General features: G+C 63.0%; 17 protein-coding genes. 10 read left to right on the top strand and 7 right to left on the bottom strand.

Annotated elements, in window-relative coordinates:
• The first annotated feature begins 17 nt into the window (after nucleotides 1-17).
• Nucleotides 18-509, top strand: coding sequence for a hypothetical protein (locus tag AABB87_RS13715; RefSeq protein WP_058720279.1), 492 nt, complete (start codon nucleotides 18-20; stop codon nucleotides 507-509).
• 69 nt (nucleotides 510-578) lie between these two features.
• On the opposite strand, the gene AABB87_RS13710 is transcribed toward AABB87_RS13715, so the two are convergent.
• On the bottom strand, nucleotides 579-1,340 hold the full coding sequence (locus AABB87_RS13710; RefSeq protein ID WP_445944867.1) for a C40 family peptidase: 762 nt from the start codon (nucleotides 1,338-1,340) through the stop codon (nucleotides 579-581).
• Nucleotides 1,341-1,730: 390 nt separating this feature from the next.
• Between AABB87_RS13710 and AABB87_RS13705 the strand changes: the two genes are divergently transcribed.
• Complete coding sequence (locus AABB87_RS13705) at nucleotides 1,731-2,159, top strand: YidB family protein (RefSeq protein WP_341971765.1); 429 nt, start codon at nucleotides 1,731-1,733, stop codon at nucleotides 2,157-2,159.
• 75 nt (nucleotides 2,160-2,234) lie between these two features.
• Here the strand turns inward: AABB87_RS13705 and AABB87_RS13700 are convergent, their stop codons facing one another.
• From AABB87_RS13700 to AABB87_RS13685, 4 genes are all read right to left on the bottom strand, one after another.
• Nucleotides 2,235-3,098 carry an HAD family hydrolase gene (locus AABB87_RS13700; protein WP_341971764.1) on the bottom strand — a complete coding sequence of 288 codons (864 nt, stop codon included), beginning with the start codon at nucleotides 3,096-3,098 and terminating at the stop codon, nucleotides 2,235-2,237.
• Nucleotides 3,099-3,198: 100 nt separating this feature from the next.
• Nucleotides 3,199-4,971 carry a PhoH family protein gene (locus tag AABB87_RS13695; RefSeq protein WP_341971763.1) on the bottom strand — a complete coding sequence of 591 codons (1,773 nt, stop codon included), beginning with the start codon at nucleotides 4,969-4,971 and terminating at the stop codon, nucleotides 3,199-3,201.
• A gap of 290 nt (nucleotides 4,972-5,261) precedes the next feature.
• A complete protein-coding gene (locus AABB87_RS13690) occupies nucleotides 5,262-5,744 on the bottom strand; it encodes a peroxiredoxin (protein ID WP_058720275.1) in 483 nt (160 codons plus the stop codon).
• Between the two features lie 174 nt (nucleotides 5,745-5,918).
• Nucleotides 5,919-6,293, bottom strand: coding sequence for an Mth938-like domain-containing protein (locus AABB87_RS13685; protein ID WP_341971762.1), 375 nt, complete (start codon nucleotides 6,291-6,293; stop codon nucleotides 5,919-5,921).
• Nucleotides 6,294-6,434: 141 nt separating this feature from the next.
• On the opposite strand from AABB87_RS13685, the gene AABB87_RS13680 reads away from it, so the two are divergent.
• From AABB87_RS13680 to speD, 6 genes are read left to right on the top strand one after another with little or no spacing between them, the layout of a single operon-like run.
• A complete protein-coding gene (locus AABB87_RS13680) occupies nucleotides 6,435-7,661 on the top strand; it encodes a pyridoxal phosphate-dependent aminotransferase (RefSeq protein ID WP_341971761.1) in 1,227 nt (408 codons plus the stop codon).
• 47 nt (nucleotides 7,662-7,708) lie between these two features.
• Nucleotides 7,709-9,022, top strand: a complete 1,314-nt coding sequence (locus AABB87_RS13675) for a homoserine dehydrogenase (protein ID WP_341971760.1) — start codon at nucleotides 7,709-7,711, stop codon at nucleotides 9,020-9,022.
• Between the two features lies 1 nt (nucleotide 9,023).
• On the top strand, nucleotides 9,024-10,430 hold the full coding sequence (thrC, locus tag AABB87_RS13670; RefSeq protein ID WP_341971759.1) for a threonine synthase: 1,407 nt from the start codon (nucleotides 9,024-9,026) through the stop codon (nucleotides 10,428-10,430).
• A 28-nt stretch (nucleotides 10,431-10,458) separates the two neighbouring features.
• On the top strand, nucleotides 10,459-11,691 hold the full coding sequence (locus AABB87_RS13665) for a molybdopterin molybdotransferase MoeA (protein WP_341971874.1): 1,233 nt from the start codon (nucleotides 10,459-10,461) through the stop codon (nucleotides 11,689-11,691).
• 15 nt (nucleotides 11,692-11,706) lie between these two features.
• Nucleotides 11,707-11,958, top strand: a complete 252-nt coding sequence (moaD, locus tag AABB87_RS13660) for a molybdopterin converting factor subunit 1 (RefSeq protein ID WP_445944872.1) — start codon at nucleotides 11,707-11,709, stop codon at nucleotides 11,956-11,958.
• A 28-nt stretch (nucleotides 11,959-11,986) separates the two neighbouring features.
• Nucleotides 11,987-12,358, top strand: coding sequence for an adenosylmethionine decarboxylase (gene speD, locus AABB87_RS13655; protein ID WP_341971757.1), 372 nt, complete (start codon nucleotides 11,987-11,989; stop codon nucleotides 12,356-12,358).
• An 83-nt stretch (nucleotides 12,359-12,441) separates the two neighbouring features.
• Here speD and AABB87_RS13650 read toward each other — a convergent pair whose 3' ends face one another.
• Nucleotides 12,442-12,975, bottom strand: a complete 534-nt coding sequence (locus AABB87_RS13650; protein WP_341971756.1) for a porin family protein — start codon at nucleotides 12,973-12,975, stop codon at nucleotides 12,442-12,444.
• Nucleotides 12,976-13,114: 139 nt separating this feature from the next.
• Nucleotides 13,115-13,609: a redox-sensitive transcriptional activator SoxR gene (soxR, locus tag AABB87_RS13645; protein ID WP_341971755.1), complete on the bottom strand. Its 495-nt coding sequence runs from the start codon at nucleotides 13,607-13,609 to the stop codon at nucleotides 13,115-13,117.
• Nucleotides 13,610-13,823: 214 nt separating this feature from the next.
• Between soxR and AABB87_RS13640 the strand changes: the two genes are divergently transcribed.
• Nucleotides 13,824-14,825: a questin oxidase family protein gene (locus AABB87_RS13640; RefSeq protein ID WP_341971754.1), complete on the top strand. Its 1,002-nt coding sequence runs from the start codon at nucleotides 13,824-13,826 to the stop codon at nucleotides 14,823-14,825.
• 5 nt (nucleotides 14,826-14,830) lie between these two features.
• A complete protein-coding gene (locus AABB87_RS13635; RefSeq protein WP_341971753.1) occupies nucleotides 14,831-15,316 on the top strand; it encodes a hypothetical protein in 486 nt (161 codons plus the stop codon).
• The last annotated feature ends 127 nt before the right edge of the window (nucleotides 15,317-15,443 follow it).

Raw genomic sequence — 15,443 nt, 5'->3', positions numbered from 1 at the left:
CGTGATACCTTCTCCGCATGAGTACCGATATCACCGACACCGTATTGAACCCCGAAGACACCTGGACCCAGGGCGACTTGCTCTGGCGCGATGAGCGCTGGACCGCCCAGGTCATCAAGAACGAAGACGACGAAGGTTGGGCCGTGGCCATGACCCTGGCCGGCGAACAAGAACCGGCCCTGGTCGGCCCCTGGACCATGGGGCGCGATAAAAAGAATCCCAAGCCGCTGTCTGCCCCGGCGTTCCACACCTTGGTGAAAACCGCATCCGAAGTGCTGCGTCGCCATGAGCAGCAACTGCATGCCCAATTGCACAAAAGCCTCAAGCTCGATACCGAGCAAGGCCGCGTGCAAGTGCTGTTGGACATCGTCCCGGACGAAGACAACCCTTACGCGACCTTGAGTGCCAAAGATGCGGGGGGCGAGTTGTTGGCGCAGCGCCGGGTGGAGGCGGGTTTTAAGTTCAACGAGACTTCGGCGCGCAACTGGCTGGCTAGTTTGGAGCTCTGATTCGGAAGAGTGATGGCGGCGCGGGTCGCTCAGGCCCGCCGCAGCGCTAGTAAGAGGGCGCCTGAGCGCTCACTCCCCGGAGGTTTTTCCGTTCGCTGCGTTCTTCAGATCGGCGCGGCGTGCGCCGGTGAAGCGCTTGGACCAATAAGCTTCACGCATGTCCTCAACCCGAACGGCGCCGCCGACACGGGGGGAGTGGATGAATTTGCCTTCGCCGACGTAAATACCTACGTGCGAGAAGGTACGGCGCATGGTGTTGAAGAACACCAGATCGCCGGGCTTGAGTTCTTCCTTCTTGACCTGCAAGAGGCTGGACAGCTTGGCCTGTTCGTCGGCCCGGCGCGGCAGGATCAGGCCCACGCTGGACTCAAAAATATGGCGGGTGAAGCCGCTGCAGTCAAAACCGCTTTCGGCCGTGTTGCCACCGCGGGTGTAGCGCACGCCCAGAAAATTCATGGCCGACAAGACCATGTCAGACGCTCCGTCCCGCACCTGGTTCAAGAGCTTGTTGGACTCGCCCTGGGCTTGCGCCAGCAGGCCATGTTCTTGCAAAAAGCGGCTGACCGGGTCGGCCTGCAAGGCGGCGGCATCGGCGCTGAGTACAGGCGGGGTCGCCGCGCTCGTCAAGGTGGGTGCGGTTGCCTGAGCGGACGTTGTTGGTTTGACGTTGCTGGCCAAGGCGGCTGTCGCGCCAGTTGCCGCTGGCGCTGTCGACTGCGCGCCGGGCTTTTGCATCTGGGCCTGGCCAAAGGCGCCGGTCATGGTGCCGGGTGGCGGGGCCTTGTTCGCACTACCTGCAGCTTGTTGCTGTGCCCATGCGCTTTGGCTCATCGCCAGAGTAAGAACCAGGGCCGCAAGCGTGCCCAACACAAAGCGCGGCTGGCTTGGGCTGGTGCAAAGGCTGGGGGTGGAGGTCCTTGCGCGTGGGGCTGTCGTCATGGTCGACGCGCAGCTTAGGTGCGGGTGCTTGCGGGTGTCAAGCAAAGTGAGCGAAAGCAAGGGAAAGTCTGAGTCAAATCAAGGCCTTGGATGAATTCAAGCGATGGAAGGATTGGAACACATCTGCCCGCCCGGCCGTTCAGCCCGGCCCGGCCGTGGGCGGCACTTGTGTGAACAATGCCTTGTCCCCTCATTTGTCACTCAGGCTTGGCTGCTTGTGCAGAAAATGGCCGGCGGTGAATGGCACCGGCAAATTTAGCTTTGGAGAAGCTCATGGGACTGATGGATTCATTATTGGGTGCGGCCTCTCAGGCCCTGGCTGGCCAAGCAGGTCAGCAGCAAGCCGGTGGCCTTGATTTGATGGGCCTGGCTGCAGGTCTGCTGAATCAGCATGGCGGTTTGCCCGGCCTTTTGCAGCAATTGCAAAGCTCGGGCCTGATGGAGCAGGTGCAGAGCTGGGTGTCCACCGGCGCCAATTTGCCGGTGTCGGGTGAGCAAATCACCGCGGCGCTGGGCAGTGGCAGCGTGGCTCAGATGGCTCAGCAAACCGGCCTGTCACAAGGCGAGTTGGGGGCGCAATTGGCGCAGTGGCTGCCCCAAATCATCGATCATTTGACGCCCAACGGTCAGGCGCCTGCTGCCGGTTCTGCAGGCGGCGTCGACCTGGGCAATCTTGCCGGCATGCTGGGCGGTCTGCTCAAGCAAGGCTGAGCTTTCGGCTTGCTATGAAGGGCCGGTGTCTCGGCCCTTCAATGTCCTCTTGCGGCGGCTAGCTTTGAGGCGCCCTCAGGGCTTGCCGCGGCCGCGGCTGGCGCTTTCTTGCCATTCAGCAGCAATGAACTGCAGCACGCTGTCGCTGTGGTGCGGGCCAATCACTTGATGGGCCAGTTGCTTGACCTCGCTGATCGCGTTGGCCACCGCAATGCCGCGGTGGGCGGCGCGCATCATTTTGATGTCGTTGACATGGTCGCCGAAGACCACCACTTCGCGCGCATCCAGCCCGTAGCGTTGGGCCAGGGTCTGGATGGCCTGATCCTTGGTGGCGCGCCGGTCGTGCACGGTCAGCCAAGGCCAGCCCGGCAGATAGAGGTCTTCGGCCACATGGGTTTCGACCTGCTCGCCGCACAGTGCTTCGATCTCGGCCTGCAGGGCCAGTAGCACCGGCTCACGGTCCACCACCACAAACGTCACCACCGGGTCGCCAAGTTCGTCTTGCAGGCGGGCGGAGTGGCGCAGGCGCGGATCGGCGTTGCGCAAGCGTTCGTCAATGAAGCGCTGCTGGCCTTCGTTCTCTGCCGCCTGGTAGAACAACTGGTCGCCTAGCGCGCCATGGGTAGAGAAGAAGGGCAGGCTGCCCTGGCGCCGAATCAGGCCGAACAGCTCTTGCGCCAAGGCCGGCTCGATCGAATGCACCAGCTCATGCTGGCCGCTGGCCATATCGCTGATGTAAGCGCCGTTGGACGAAATCACCGGCAAGCGCAAGGGCAGATCGCCAAGAATGCGCGCGATGGAAGACACGTGGCGCGCACTCGCCACCGTGAAGCAAAGCCCTTCGTCCAACATGCGGGCCAGGCCTGCGCGGGTGCTGGCGGAGAGCTGGGCCTGCGGGTCGAGCAGGGTGCCGTCGAGATCGGAAACGTAAAGAGTCATGGCGGTGTGACGGCGAGCGGAAGGGGCGTGAGTCGTGCAAGAAAAAAGGCGACCTTGCGGTCGCCTTTGGGATTGTGCGCCAAAGCTTGGCGCAGAGTGCTTAAAGCACCTCAGAGGCGAAATCCGCCAAGCGTGAGCGCTCGCCGCGCGCCAGGGTCACATGCCCGCTGTGCGCCCAGCCCTTGAAGCGGTCCACGGCATAGGTCAGGCCCGAGCTGCCTTCGGTCAGATAAGGCGTGTCGATCTGCGCCAGATTGCCCAGGCAAACGATCTTGGTGCCGGGGCCGGCACGGGTGATCAGGGTCTTCATTTGCTTGGGCGTCAGGTTTTGCGCCTCGTCGATGATGACGTATTTGTTCAAGAAGGTGCGCCCGCGCATGAAGTTCAGGCTCTTGATCTTGATCTTGCTGCGCACCAGGTCATTGGTGGCGGCGCGGCCCCATTCGCCGGCAGCGCTGTCGCCACGCGCCAGCACTTCCAGGTTGTCGTCCAGCGCGCCCATCCAGGGGCTCATCTTTTCTTCCTCGGTGCCGGGCAGGAAGCCGATGTCTTCGCCCACCGGCACGGTCACGCGGGTGACGATGATTTCGGAATAGCGACGGTCATCCAGCACTTGAGACAGTCCCGCGGCCAGGGCCAGCAAGGTCTTGCCGGTACCAGCCGTACCCGTCAGCGTGACGAAATCGCAGTCCGGATCCAGCAGCAGATTGAGGGCGAAATTTTGCTCCCGGTTGCGTGCGGTGACGCCCCAGCAAGCATGCTTTTGGTTGCCGTAGTCCTTCAAGGTGCGCAACACGGCGGTCTTGCCGGTGATCTCCAGCACCTTGGCGTAGAGCGGCGCGGCGCCGGGCGCCTCCAGATAAAGCAGCTCGTTGATCAGCAGCGAAGGCACGAGCGGGCCGCTGATGCGATAGAAGGTGATGCCGCCCTGGCTCCAGCTTTCCATGGTCTTGCCATGGCGCTCCCAGAAGTCGGCCGGCAAGGCCTGCACGCCGGTGTAGAGCAGGTCGGAATCTTCAAGGGTCTTGTCGTTGCGGTAATCCTCAGCGGCCAAGCCCAGGGCGCGCGCCTTGATGCGCATATTGATGTCTTTGGACACCAGCACCACTTCGCGGTTTGGTTCCTTGAGCTTCAGGGCTTGCACCACACCAAGGATCTGGTTGTCCGCCTTGCCTTGCGGCAGGCCGGCGGGCAGGGGGGTGTCGAGCAGCTGGGTCTGGAAGAACAGCTTGCCGCCGGCTTCGCGGTGACCGGTGTGGTCCAGCGGCAGGCCCAGAGCCATTTCTTCGACGCTGCTGCCTTGCAGGCCGGCGGCCAGGGTGTCGAGTTCGCGGCTGACCTGGCGCACATTGCGGGCCACTTCGGTCATGCCCTTTTTGTGCCCATCCAGCTCTTCGAGCGTGATCATGGGCAGGTAGATGTCATGTTCCTCGAAGCGGAACAGGCTCATCGGGTCATGCATCAGCACATTGGTGTCCAGCACAAAGAGCTTGGGCTCGCCGCTCTCGGCACGTTTGCCGCTGCGCGGCTTGCGGGCCAGGGGGCTGGGCTTGAGGGCGGGTGCCTGGGCGCGCGGCTTGGCTGCTGCAAAAGTGGTTTGCACGGCCGGCGCAGCTGCTGCGGTGATCTTGGGTTGGGCTGCGGGCGTTGGTGCCGCGGCTATTGTTGGCGCTGGCTTTGCCGCTTGGGGGCTGCTGCTGGCGGGCGCCTTGGCCTGAACAGCGGCGCTGTCCGGCAGGCTGCGGGACTTGGCCGCTGGCTTGGCGGGCGGTGTCTGGCGCTGGGTGCCGGGCTTGCTCACGGCCAGAGTGTTGTCAAAAGCGGTGGGGTCAAGGCGGCTGGCGCGTTTGGTCGGGGGCTTTGGCAGTGGCATGGTGGGCTAAGGTTCAGGCTGCGTTGGCGCAACCTTGGTGGGAATACGGCGCGCAGAAAAAGCAAAAGCCGCACAGGCAGCTGTACGGCTTTGGAATTTTGGCTACACGGCGCTCGGGCATGAGCCCATTATGCACAAAGCGATGTGACGCGTTGATGCTCGCCCCTAGTGCATCGTTTGCGCATCTTTCACGCGACAGTGCGGGCTTGAAAATGAAAAAAGCCGACCCGGATTGATCCAGAATCGGCTTTTGGCTCGGCCAGTGAGGGCCCGCGCGACTGAGGCTTAACTCAAGCTGCTTCCTTCTTGGTCAGCAGCTTGACTTCCTTCAGCACTTCGTCGACGTGACCGGCGACCTTGATGCCACGCCATTCGGCGCGCAGCACGCCCGAGGGGTCGATCAGGAAGGTGGAGCGCTCGATGCCCTTGACCTTCTTGCCGTACATGATCTTGTTCTTGACCACGCCGAACATATGGCAGAGCTTCTCTTCGGTGTCGGCGATCAGCTCGAAGGGCAGCTCAAGCGTCTGCTTGAACTTCTCATGCGAAGCCATATTGTCGCGGGAGACACCCAGAACGACTGCTCCGGCCTTGACGAAGTCCTTATGGCGGTCACGGAACTGCATGGCCTCCGTTGTGCATCCTGGCGTGTTGTCCTTTGGGTAGAAGTACAACACCACGGCTTGACCTGAATAGGTATGTGGTGTGAACTTCACGCCTCCGGTGGCGAGGGCTTCAATTTCCGGGAGTGGTTTGTTGAGCGCTGGCGTCATGTGGCCTTATGGGTATGATGCGCCTGGTAGGGCATAGCCGTCCATTATACGTTGAATGGCGAGTGCCCTTGGCCGCCGCGCCCGCGCCCCCCTAGCTGAGCGTGCCGCAAGACCAACATCCTGCTTTGTGGTGCTTGACAAGGCGCGGTGAGTGCGGGAATCGCGCGCCGGCGCTTAACTTTCTATCAGAAGTGCCGCCAAAACGGCCCGACCCTCGCTGGCCAGCACGTTGTATGTGCGACATGCGGCCGCCAGATCCATGGTTTCCACGCCGATGCGCTGCGCGATCAAGCTTTGATACAGCGCGGGATTGGCGAAGCGAATGCGGCTGCCGCTGCCGAAAATCACTAACTCCGGCTTGCAGGCCAGCATTTGCTCAAAATGCGCCGCGCTCAAATCCTCAAAGCGTTGTAGCTGCCAAGCCTGCACCTCACCTTGCCAGGGCACCAGCAAGCTGGCGCTGTGCTGGACCTTGTTGACCCAGACGCTGCGGCCATCGTGGTGCGAAATGCTGTTGCCGCCGAGCGGCTCGTCGAGTTGGAATTTCATCTGGGCTAAGCCTGGGTCAATGAGAAGCGAACGCTTGGCGCGGGAGGGCCTGCTACCCTGTGATTAAATTGTATGTTTTGCAGCGCAGCAATGCCGCTGCAGCCGCCTTCAGCCCGTGAGTCACTATCAGGAGTGCCCGCTTTGAGACCGATAGCCAAGTCCGCCAAACTAGCCAATGTCAGCTACGACATTCGGGGTCCCGTGCTGGACAAGGCGCGAGCGATGGAGGAGGAAGGCCAGAAGATCATCAAACTGAATATCGGCAATGTGGCCGCCTTCGGTTTGGAGCCGCCTGACGAGATCGTGCAGGACATGATACGTAACCTGCCCGCGGCGGCCGGTTACACCGATTCCAAAGGCCTGTTCGCGCCGCGCAAGGCGGTGGTGCACTACTGCCAGGAAAAGCAGGTTCGCGGCGTCACCATCGACGACGTCTATTTGGGCAACGGCGCTTCTGAGCTGATCCAGATGAGCATGCAGGCCTTGCTCAACGATGGCGACGAGATGCTGATCCCCAGCCCCGACTTCCCGCTCTACACCGCGGTGGTGGGCCTGAGCGGCGGCCGCCCGGTTCACTACCTCTGCGATGAGCAGTCGGGCTGGACGCCGGACATCGAGGACATCCGCGCCAAGATCACCCCGCGCACCCGCGGCATCATCGTCTGCAATCCGAACAACCCGACCGGCGCGCTGTACCCGACGCAAGTCTTGCTGGACATCATTGAGCTGGCGCGTCAGCACCAGCTGATCGTCTTCGCCGACGAGATCTACGACAAGACCCTGTACGACGGCAACACCCACGTCAGCATGGCCAGCCTGGCGGACGATGTGCTGTTCGTCACCTTCAACGGCTTGTCCAAGAACTATCGCTCTTGCGGCTACCGTGCCGGCTGGATGGTGGTGTCGGGCGAAAAGCGCCATGCCCGCGATTACATCGAAGGCCTGAATATGTTGGCCAGCCTGCGCCTGTGCTCCAACACGCCGGGGCAGTTGGCGATTCAGACCGCGCTGGGCGGCTATCAAAGCATCAAGGACTTGGTGGCGCCGACCGGCCGCCTGTGCCGCCAGCGCGATCTGGCTTATGACTTGCTGACGCAGATTCCCGGCGTTAGCGTGGTGAAGCCCAAGGCCGCGCTGTACATGTTCCCGCGCCTGGACCCCAAGATTTACCCGATTCAGGACGACCAGCAATTTGCCTACGAGTTGCTGGCCGAAGAAAAGGTCTTGATCGTGCAGGGCACTGGTTTCAACTGGGGTGCACCGGATCACTTCCGCCTGGTCTTCCTGCCGGCCGTCGATGACCTGCAGGAAGCCATTGGCCGCATCGAGCGCTTCCTGGCGCATTACCGCAAACGGCACAGCGTCTGACGCATGCCCCCGCAGCAACAGCATTTAGCGACGAACGAAAACACACCATGAAACCGATCAAAGTAGGCTTGTTGGGCATTGGCACCGTCGGCACGGGCACCTTCCATGTGTTGCAGCGCAATCAGGCCGAGATTCGCGGCCGCGCCGGCCGTGGCATTGAAGTCAGCATGGTGTGCCGCCGCGATCTGGCCGCTGCGCGCGCCGTGGTTGGCGACAGCGATGTTGTGGTAACCGCCGACCCCTACGCCATCATCAACAACCCCGAGATCGACATCGTGGTTGAGACCATCGGCGGCTGCGGCCTGGCCCGTGAATTGGTGCTGGCTGCGATTGCCCAGGGCAAACATGTGGTGACGGCCAACAAGGCCTTGCTGGCCGTGCATGGCACCGAAATCTTCGAAGCCGCGCGCGCCAAGGGCGTGATGGTGGCGTTTGAAGCCGCCGTGGCCGGTGGCATCCCCATCATCAAGGCCTTGCGCGAGGGCTTGAGTGCCAATCGCATCGAGTGGATCGCCGGCATCATCAACGGCACCACCAATTTCATCCTGTCGGAAATGAAGGCCAAGGGCCTGGACTTCGATGTGGTGCTCAAAGAAGCGCAACGCCTGGGCTATGCCGAGGCCGACCCCACCTTCGATATCGAAGGCGTGGACGCGGCTCACAAGCTGACCATCATGAGTGCCATCGCCTTCGGCGTGCCGGTGCAGTTCGACAAGGCGCATGTGGAAGGCATCACGGCCCTGCAAGCGGCCGACATCCGCTACGCTGAGCAGCTGGGCTACCGCATCAAGCTCCTGGGCCTGACCCGCCGCCGCGAAAACGGCATTGAGTTGCGCGTGCACCCCACGCTGGTGCCCACCAATCGCCTGATCGCCAATGTGGAAGGCGCCATGAACGCGGTGTTGGTGCAGGGCGATGCCGTGGGCACCACGCTGTACTACGGCAAGGGCGCGGGCGCGGAGCCCACGGCCTCGGCCATCGTGGCCGATCTGGTCGATGTGACCCGCCTGGCCACGGCCGACCCGGACCACCGCGTGCCGCATCTGGCCTTCCAGCCCGACGCGATGAGCAATACGCCGGTGCTGGTGATGGATGATGTGATCACCGCCTACTACTTGCGCCTGCGCGTGGCCGATCAAGCTGGTGTGCTCTCACGCATCACTACCATCCTGGCCGAGCACGACATCTCCATCGACGGCATGCTGCAGCGCGAATCCGCCGATGGCGAGAAGCAGACCGACCTGATCATCCTGACCCACGAAACCGTCGAAGGCCGCATGAACAAGGCGCTGGCCCAGATGCAGGCGCTGCCGACCGTGCTGGCTCCCATCGTGCGCATCCGCAAGGAAGACCTGGCCTAATATGAAGTACATCAGCACCCGCGGCGATAAGACCGAACGTAGTTTTTGCGAGATCTTGCTGGAAGGCCTGGCGCCCGATGGCGGCCTCTATTTGCCTCTGAGCTACCCCAAGGTCAGCGCTGAGACGCTGACGCGCTGGCGCGGCCTGGCCTATGCCGACCTGGCCTTCGAGATTTTGTCGCTCTATATCGACGACATCCCGAGCGAAGACCTGCGCGCCATTACCCGCCGCACCTACACCGAGGCCGTGTTCGGCACGCCCGAGATCACACCGCTGAAGCCTTTGGGGACAGGTCTTGCCTTGCAAGCCCTGTCCAATGGCCCGACCTTGGCTTTCAAGGACATGGCCATGCAGTTGCTGGGCCAGTTGTTCGAGTATGAGCTGGGTCGGCGCGGTGAAACGCTCAATATCCTTGGCGCCACCTCGGGCGATACCGGCAGCGCGGCCGAGTACGCCATGCGCAGCAAGGCCGGTGTGAATGTGTTCATGCTCAGCCCGGCTGGCCGCATGAGCCCCTTCCAGCAGGCGCAGATGTTCAGCCTGCAAGACGCCAATATCCACAACATCGCCATCGAAGGCGTGTTTGATGATTGCCAAGACATCGTCAAGGCGGTCAGCAATGATCTGGAATTCAAGCGCAAGTACAAGATCGGCACGGTCAACTCGATCAACTGGGCCCGCTTGCTGGCGCAGGTGGTCTATTACTTCGCGGGCTATTTCCAGGCCACCCAGAGCAACGAAGAGAAGGTCAGCTTCACCGTTCCCTCGGGCAATTTCGGCAATGTGTGCGCGGGCCATGTGGCGCGCATGATGGGTTTGCCCATCGTCCAATTGGTGGTGGCCACCAATGAGAACGATGTGCTGGACGAGTTCTTCCGCACCGGCATCTACCGGGTGCGCAACGCGGCCGAAACGCACGAGACCTCCAGCCCGTCGATGGACATTTCCAAGGCCAGCAATTTCGAGCGCTTTGTGTTCGACCTGCTGGGCCGCGATGGCGCCTTGGTCAAGAGCTTGTTCGGTGAGGCGCTGCACACCCAGGGCCGCTTTGTGCTGAACGCTGATCAATTCGAAGCGATCTCGCAGTACGGCTTTGTCTCGGGTGCCAGCAGCCATGCTGATCGCCTGGCCACCATCCGCCAGACCTACGAAGACTTTGGCGTGATCGTCGACACCCACACGGCCGACGGCCTCAAGGTCGCACACGGCCATGTCCAGCGCGGCGTGATGATGCTGGTGCTGGAAACGGCGCTGCCGGCCAAGTTCGCCGCCACCATCGTCGAGGCGATTGGCATTGAGCCACCGCGTCCCGTGGGTCTCGAGAACATCGAGGCCTTGCCCAAGCGCGTGGTGACCATGGCGGTCGATGTGGCAGCCGTGAAGGCCTTTGTTGAACAACATGTCTGAGCAGCCCCAGGCCTTCAAACGCCCGCCCATGCAAAGTCTGGATGAGGCGCTGGCGCGCCTCTTGTCCGCTGTGCAGCCCTTGAGTGAGCCGGAGAGTGTGGCCACGCAAGACGCGCTGGGCCGGGTGCTGGCGGCCGAGGTTCGCTCGCTGCTGGATGTGCCGCCGGCCGACAACACCAGCATGGACGGCTATGCCCTGCGTGCCGCCGATGTGAGCGCGCCCGGCACGCTGCTGCCGGTGTCGCAGCGGGTGCCCGCAGGCGTGGTGGGTGCGGTGCTGGTCCCTGGCAGCGCGGCGCGCATCTTCACCGGTGCGCAGATTCCCATCGGCGCCGACGCGGTGGTCATGCAGGAGCAATGCGAGGCTGTTGCCGACTCGGACTCCGGCACAGGACTGGGCCAGGTACGCGTCAACACGCTGGTGCAAAGCGGGCAGTGGATTCGCCGCCGTGGTGAGGATGTGCAAGAGGGTCAGGTCGTGCTGGCGCAGGGCGCCAGGCTCGATGCTGCGGCCCTAGGCCTGGCGGCCTCGGTCGGTGCCGCTCAGCTCTCAGTCGCGCGACGCCCGCGCGTGGCCTTGTTCTCCACCGGTGATGAACTCGTCATGCCGGGTGAGCCGCTCAAGCCCGGCGCCATCTACAACTCCAATCGCTTCACGCTGCGAGCCTTGCTGCAAGGCCTGGGCTGCGAGGTGATTGACCTGGGCATCGTGCCCGATCAGCTGGACGCCACCCGTGCCGCCTTGCGCGCTGCAGCGGCTCAAGCGGACTTGATCATCACCTCGGGCGGCGTATCGGTCGGCGAGGAAGATCATCTGCGCCCCGCCGTGCAGGCGGAGGGCCGGCTGGACCTGTGGCAGATCGCCATCAAACCAGGCAAGCCGCTGGCCTTTGGTGAAGTGAACAAGGCCGCGGGCGGCAAGGCCTGGTTCATCGGCCTGCCGGGCAATCCGGTGTCCAGCTTTGTGACCTTTTTGCTGCTGGTGCGGCCAGTGATTCTGCGTTTGCAGGGTGCTACAAAAACAGCGCCGCTGGGTTTTGGTTTACGGGCCGATTTTGATTGGCCCAAGCCCGACCGCCGGCGCGAATTCTTGCGCGTGCGGGTGAATGCGCAGGGCGGCCTGGATCTGTTTCAGAACCAAAGCTCGGGCGTTCTCAGTTCGGCCGTTTGGGCCGACGGCCTGGTGGACAACCCCGCGGGGCAAGCCATTGCCAAGGGTGACTGGGTGCGCTTTGTGCCCCTGAATGAATTGTTGAGCTGAGCTGAAGCAATGACCATCAAGATTGAAGTGCGTTACTTCGCCGCGCTGCGGGAGCAACTGGGTGCGGCTCAGAGCCTGGAACTGGCCCAGGCCGCCAGCGTGGGCGAGTTGCGCGATCTGCTGATCGCCAGTTCCAGCCAGCATGCCCAGGCCTTGTCGCGCGCCAAAGCTCTGCGTTGCGCGCTCAACAAAAACCTGTGCGCCGAAACCGCCTTGCTGAGCGACGGTGACGAACTGGCCTTCTTCCCGCCGGTGACCGGCGGCTGATGCGCCTCCTGGCTTTAGCGCCCTAGCCATGCAAGGCCTGCACCTCACTGCCGATTTGCGTGGCTGCGCAACCGAGCAGGCCTTGATGGTCGATCCGGCCGCCCTGCGTGCGCTGTGCTTGGCGGCAGTGGCCAAGGCCGGGCTGACGGCGGTGGGCGAGTTATTCCATCGCTTTGCGCCCGCAGCTGGCGAGACGCAGACCGGCATCACCGGCGTGCTTTTGCTGGCGGAGTCGCACCTGGCGGTGCACACCTGGCCCGAGTTGGGCGGGGTCACGCTGGACGTCTATGTCTGCAATTTCGGCCAGGACAATAGCGCCTGCGCTGAAGCCCTGATGCAGCAGCTGATCAGCGCCTTTGCGCCGGAGCAGCTGAGTCGGCAAGCCCTGCAGCGAGGCTGAAAAAGGCAATGGCGTATCGCCCATGAGAAAGCCCCGCCGAAGCGGGGCTTTTTTCCATCCTTCAAGCCGCTAAGGGCAGGGGATCAGAATGCGTAGTTCAGGCCCAGATTGAACTGGCTGATGCGTGCCGACAGCTTGTCGCCAAGGACTTCGAACTTGTTATTGCCCAGATCGGCGTACTCACCGCGGATGCTCAGCTTGTTGCTGAGTTGGTATTGCGCGCCGATGCCGACCACGGCAGCGTTGGAGTCGAAGGACACGGTGGCGCCCTTGACGGCCACTTCCAGAACGTTGCGGCTCAGGCCCAGACGTGCGTAGACCGAGAAGCCGTTCGACAAGGGCAGGAGACCCAGGACGGAGACTTGTGCGGCATTAGCGCGCACGGTGCCGACGTCGATGTCTTGCGAGGCCAGGCGGCGCAGCGAGCCTTCGAAGGCCACGTTGTCGTTCAGTTGGTAGCCCACCACGGCGCCGAAGCCGGTTTGGCCATCGGACTCGCCGTCAGCCTTGAAGGTGGTGCGGCCGACGTCGGCGCCCACGTACCAGCTATTGCCAGCCGCAGAGGCGGATGCAACGGCGACGAAGGACAGGGCGGCAGCGGCGATGATTTTTTTCATTCTCAGATTTCCAATTGATATCCAGGGATTTCCCTAGGGGGCGGGATCCTAACAAAGCCGCGAAGCCCTTCAGCCCCAAGGCGTTGTGTTCTCCCATCACACTGGCCAAGGTGAAAAATTCCTTTGCAGCCGATCGCCCTCAGTCTGGCTTGGCTTGCTCGGCCATCACCGCGCTAGCCTTGTCGCCCAGCAGGTAACGAGCCCCACTGCCATATTGGGCCGCGCCGTCATTGGGGTTGTAGAGCGCGCACTTTTTCAGTGACAAGCAGCCGCAGCCAATGCAGGCGCTGAGTTGATCGCGCAGCTGGGTCAGCGCCTGAATTTTTTGATCGAGCAGGGGGCGCCAGGAGAGGGACAGGCGTTCCCAATCGGCCGGTGTGGGCGTGCGGCCATCGGGCAGGCTGGCCAGCGCAGCCTTGATCTGGTCCAGGCTCAAGCCCACGGTTTGGGCGGCGCGGATGAAGGCCACCCGCCGCAAGTCGCTGCGCCGGTAGTGGCGCCGGCCCGCGGCATTGCGCAAGCTGCCCAGCAGGCCTTGCTGTTCGTAAAAGCGCAGGGCGCTGGCGGCCAAGCCGCTGCGCTTGGCCAACTCACCGATGGGCATATTGGGATCTTCAGTGGCTTTGGCTGGCATCGCGCGAATGAAGTGCTTGACTTCAAGTTAACTTGAACTTTCAGTATAGGCGCCTGTCTCGCAAATGAAGAAAGGACTCTGAGATGCAAACCCAGCTTGATGACGCCAAGGTTCTGACCCATCCACCCCCGCAGCAGCTTCCTCGGCAAGCGCAAGCCCAGCCACAAGCGACCAGGGCGGCGACGCCACGAACGCAAGCTTTACTCGCGCCGAATTGGCTGATCTGCATGAGTTGCTGGCGCAAGGCCAGAGCTATCCGCCCGAGTACCGCGATCAGTTGGCCAACCACCTGCCTATGGCTTTGCATGCCTTGTTCGAGCTGGGCGCCAGTCCGCAGCAGCTGCGTGCGTTTGAGTCGGGCTATGCGCGCCGCTTCGAAGGCCTTGCCCGCCCCGAGCCGGCACCTCCAGCCGCCGATTGGCTGGCTTTGCGCGGGCAGATGAGCGCCTATGCGCCTTTGCGGGCATTCTTCGAGGCTGCGCTGGCGCAGGAGGGGCGAGATGCCTTGCTGCGCCGCGTCTTGCCTGAGTTGATGGATGCAGGCCTGGCAACCGCCGCCTTTCACGGCCTGATTCGCACGGCGCACGCTATCCAAGCGTGGTATGAGCCTGAACTGGCGTCTGCCTTGGCTTACTGGGCCTCGCGTTGGCAGGCTTTGCCGGCCCCGCGCCTTGTTGCTGAGCCACCGAGCTTGGTTTTGCCGGATTGGGCCGCCGAGTTGGCCACCCGCGCGCAGGGCTGGCGCAGCGAAGCGCCGCTGATTCAACTGCGCATGATGGAGGCCAGCGCCACGCCCACCTATCAGCAGTTGGCCGACGCCTTGGCACCGGCGGCTGATGCGCCGACTCGGGTGGCCGAGTTGGCGCAATTAGCGCTTGAGGTCTATATGCAAACGCGCAACTTCACCGTGCTGCACATGATCACCGGTCTGCGCGCTCTGCGAGTTGTGCTGCCCTGGCTGGCCCAGCCGGAGCGGGTGCAACTGCCGCTGGCCCGGTCGCTCGCGGCCGCTTACCTAGCGGGCCGTGTCACGCCGCTGGCCCGGCGGCCGGCCGCGCTGCCGCAAAGCTGGCCCGAGGCGCTGGCGCTGGCCAGAGTCTCGAGTGACGACCATCTGATCAAGCTGGCCCATGCCTGCCAAGACGAGGCCAGGGCTTACGGTGAGCCGCGCTACCTGCAAGCGGCTGCCCTCGCGGTGGCGATGGCGTCCTACTAGGCGCTTTGTTCAAGCCCAGGCGGCTGCTCCCGGCCGTGGCGCAGGGCCTGGACATGGTCAACTTGATGTCCTACGACGCCCGTTTTGAGAACTACGACGGTGTGACCGCCTGGAACGACTACCGCGGCCTGTTCTCCTCCAAAACCATCGTGTCCATCGGCCTGGAGTCTTCTCCCGAAGGTTGGGCTGGCGGCAACTTGGTGGTCAATGACGCTGATGCCCAGTGCACCGGCTCGCGCAACCTCAAGACGCAATACGGCGCGCAGCTGAATCTGCCTTACTCGGTGGAGCGCTACAGCAATGCCGTTGTGAAGAGCCAGCACCCCAACCGTAACCCGCGCGACGGCGCCATGCTGTGGAGCATCTTGAAGACCGCCAATGGCAGCTGCGGCAGCGCAGCCCTGGCATCACCAGGCACCATCGGCAAGCGCGTGGCTGAAGTCTTCGGCCAAGGCAATGACCCGGTGCTGCAACGAGCCGAATGGAAGTGATGGATTGACTGACGGATCGGTCGATCGATCGATTGATGCTGCGTGACCTGCGCCGGGCGCTCCAGAGATGGGCGCCCGGCGCATTTGCTTTCTAGCGCAGGGGGAGGATGAGGTATTGGCAGCCGGA

It is taken from the genome of Roseateles sp. PN1, from assembly GCF_038419725.1.
GTDB lineage: Bacteria > Pseudomonadota > Gammaproteobacteria > Burkholderiales > Burkholderiaceae_C > Paucibacter_A.
This window is presented reverse-complemented; position numbering and strand designations above follow the sequence as displayed.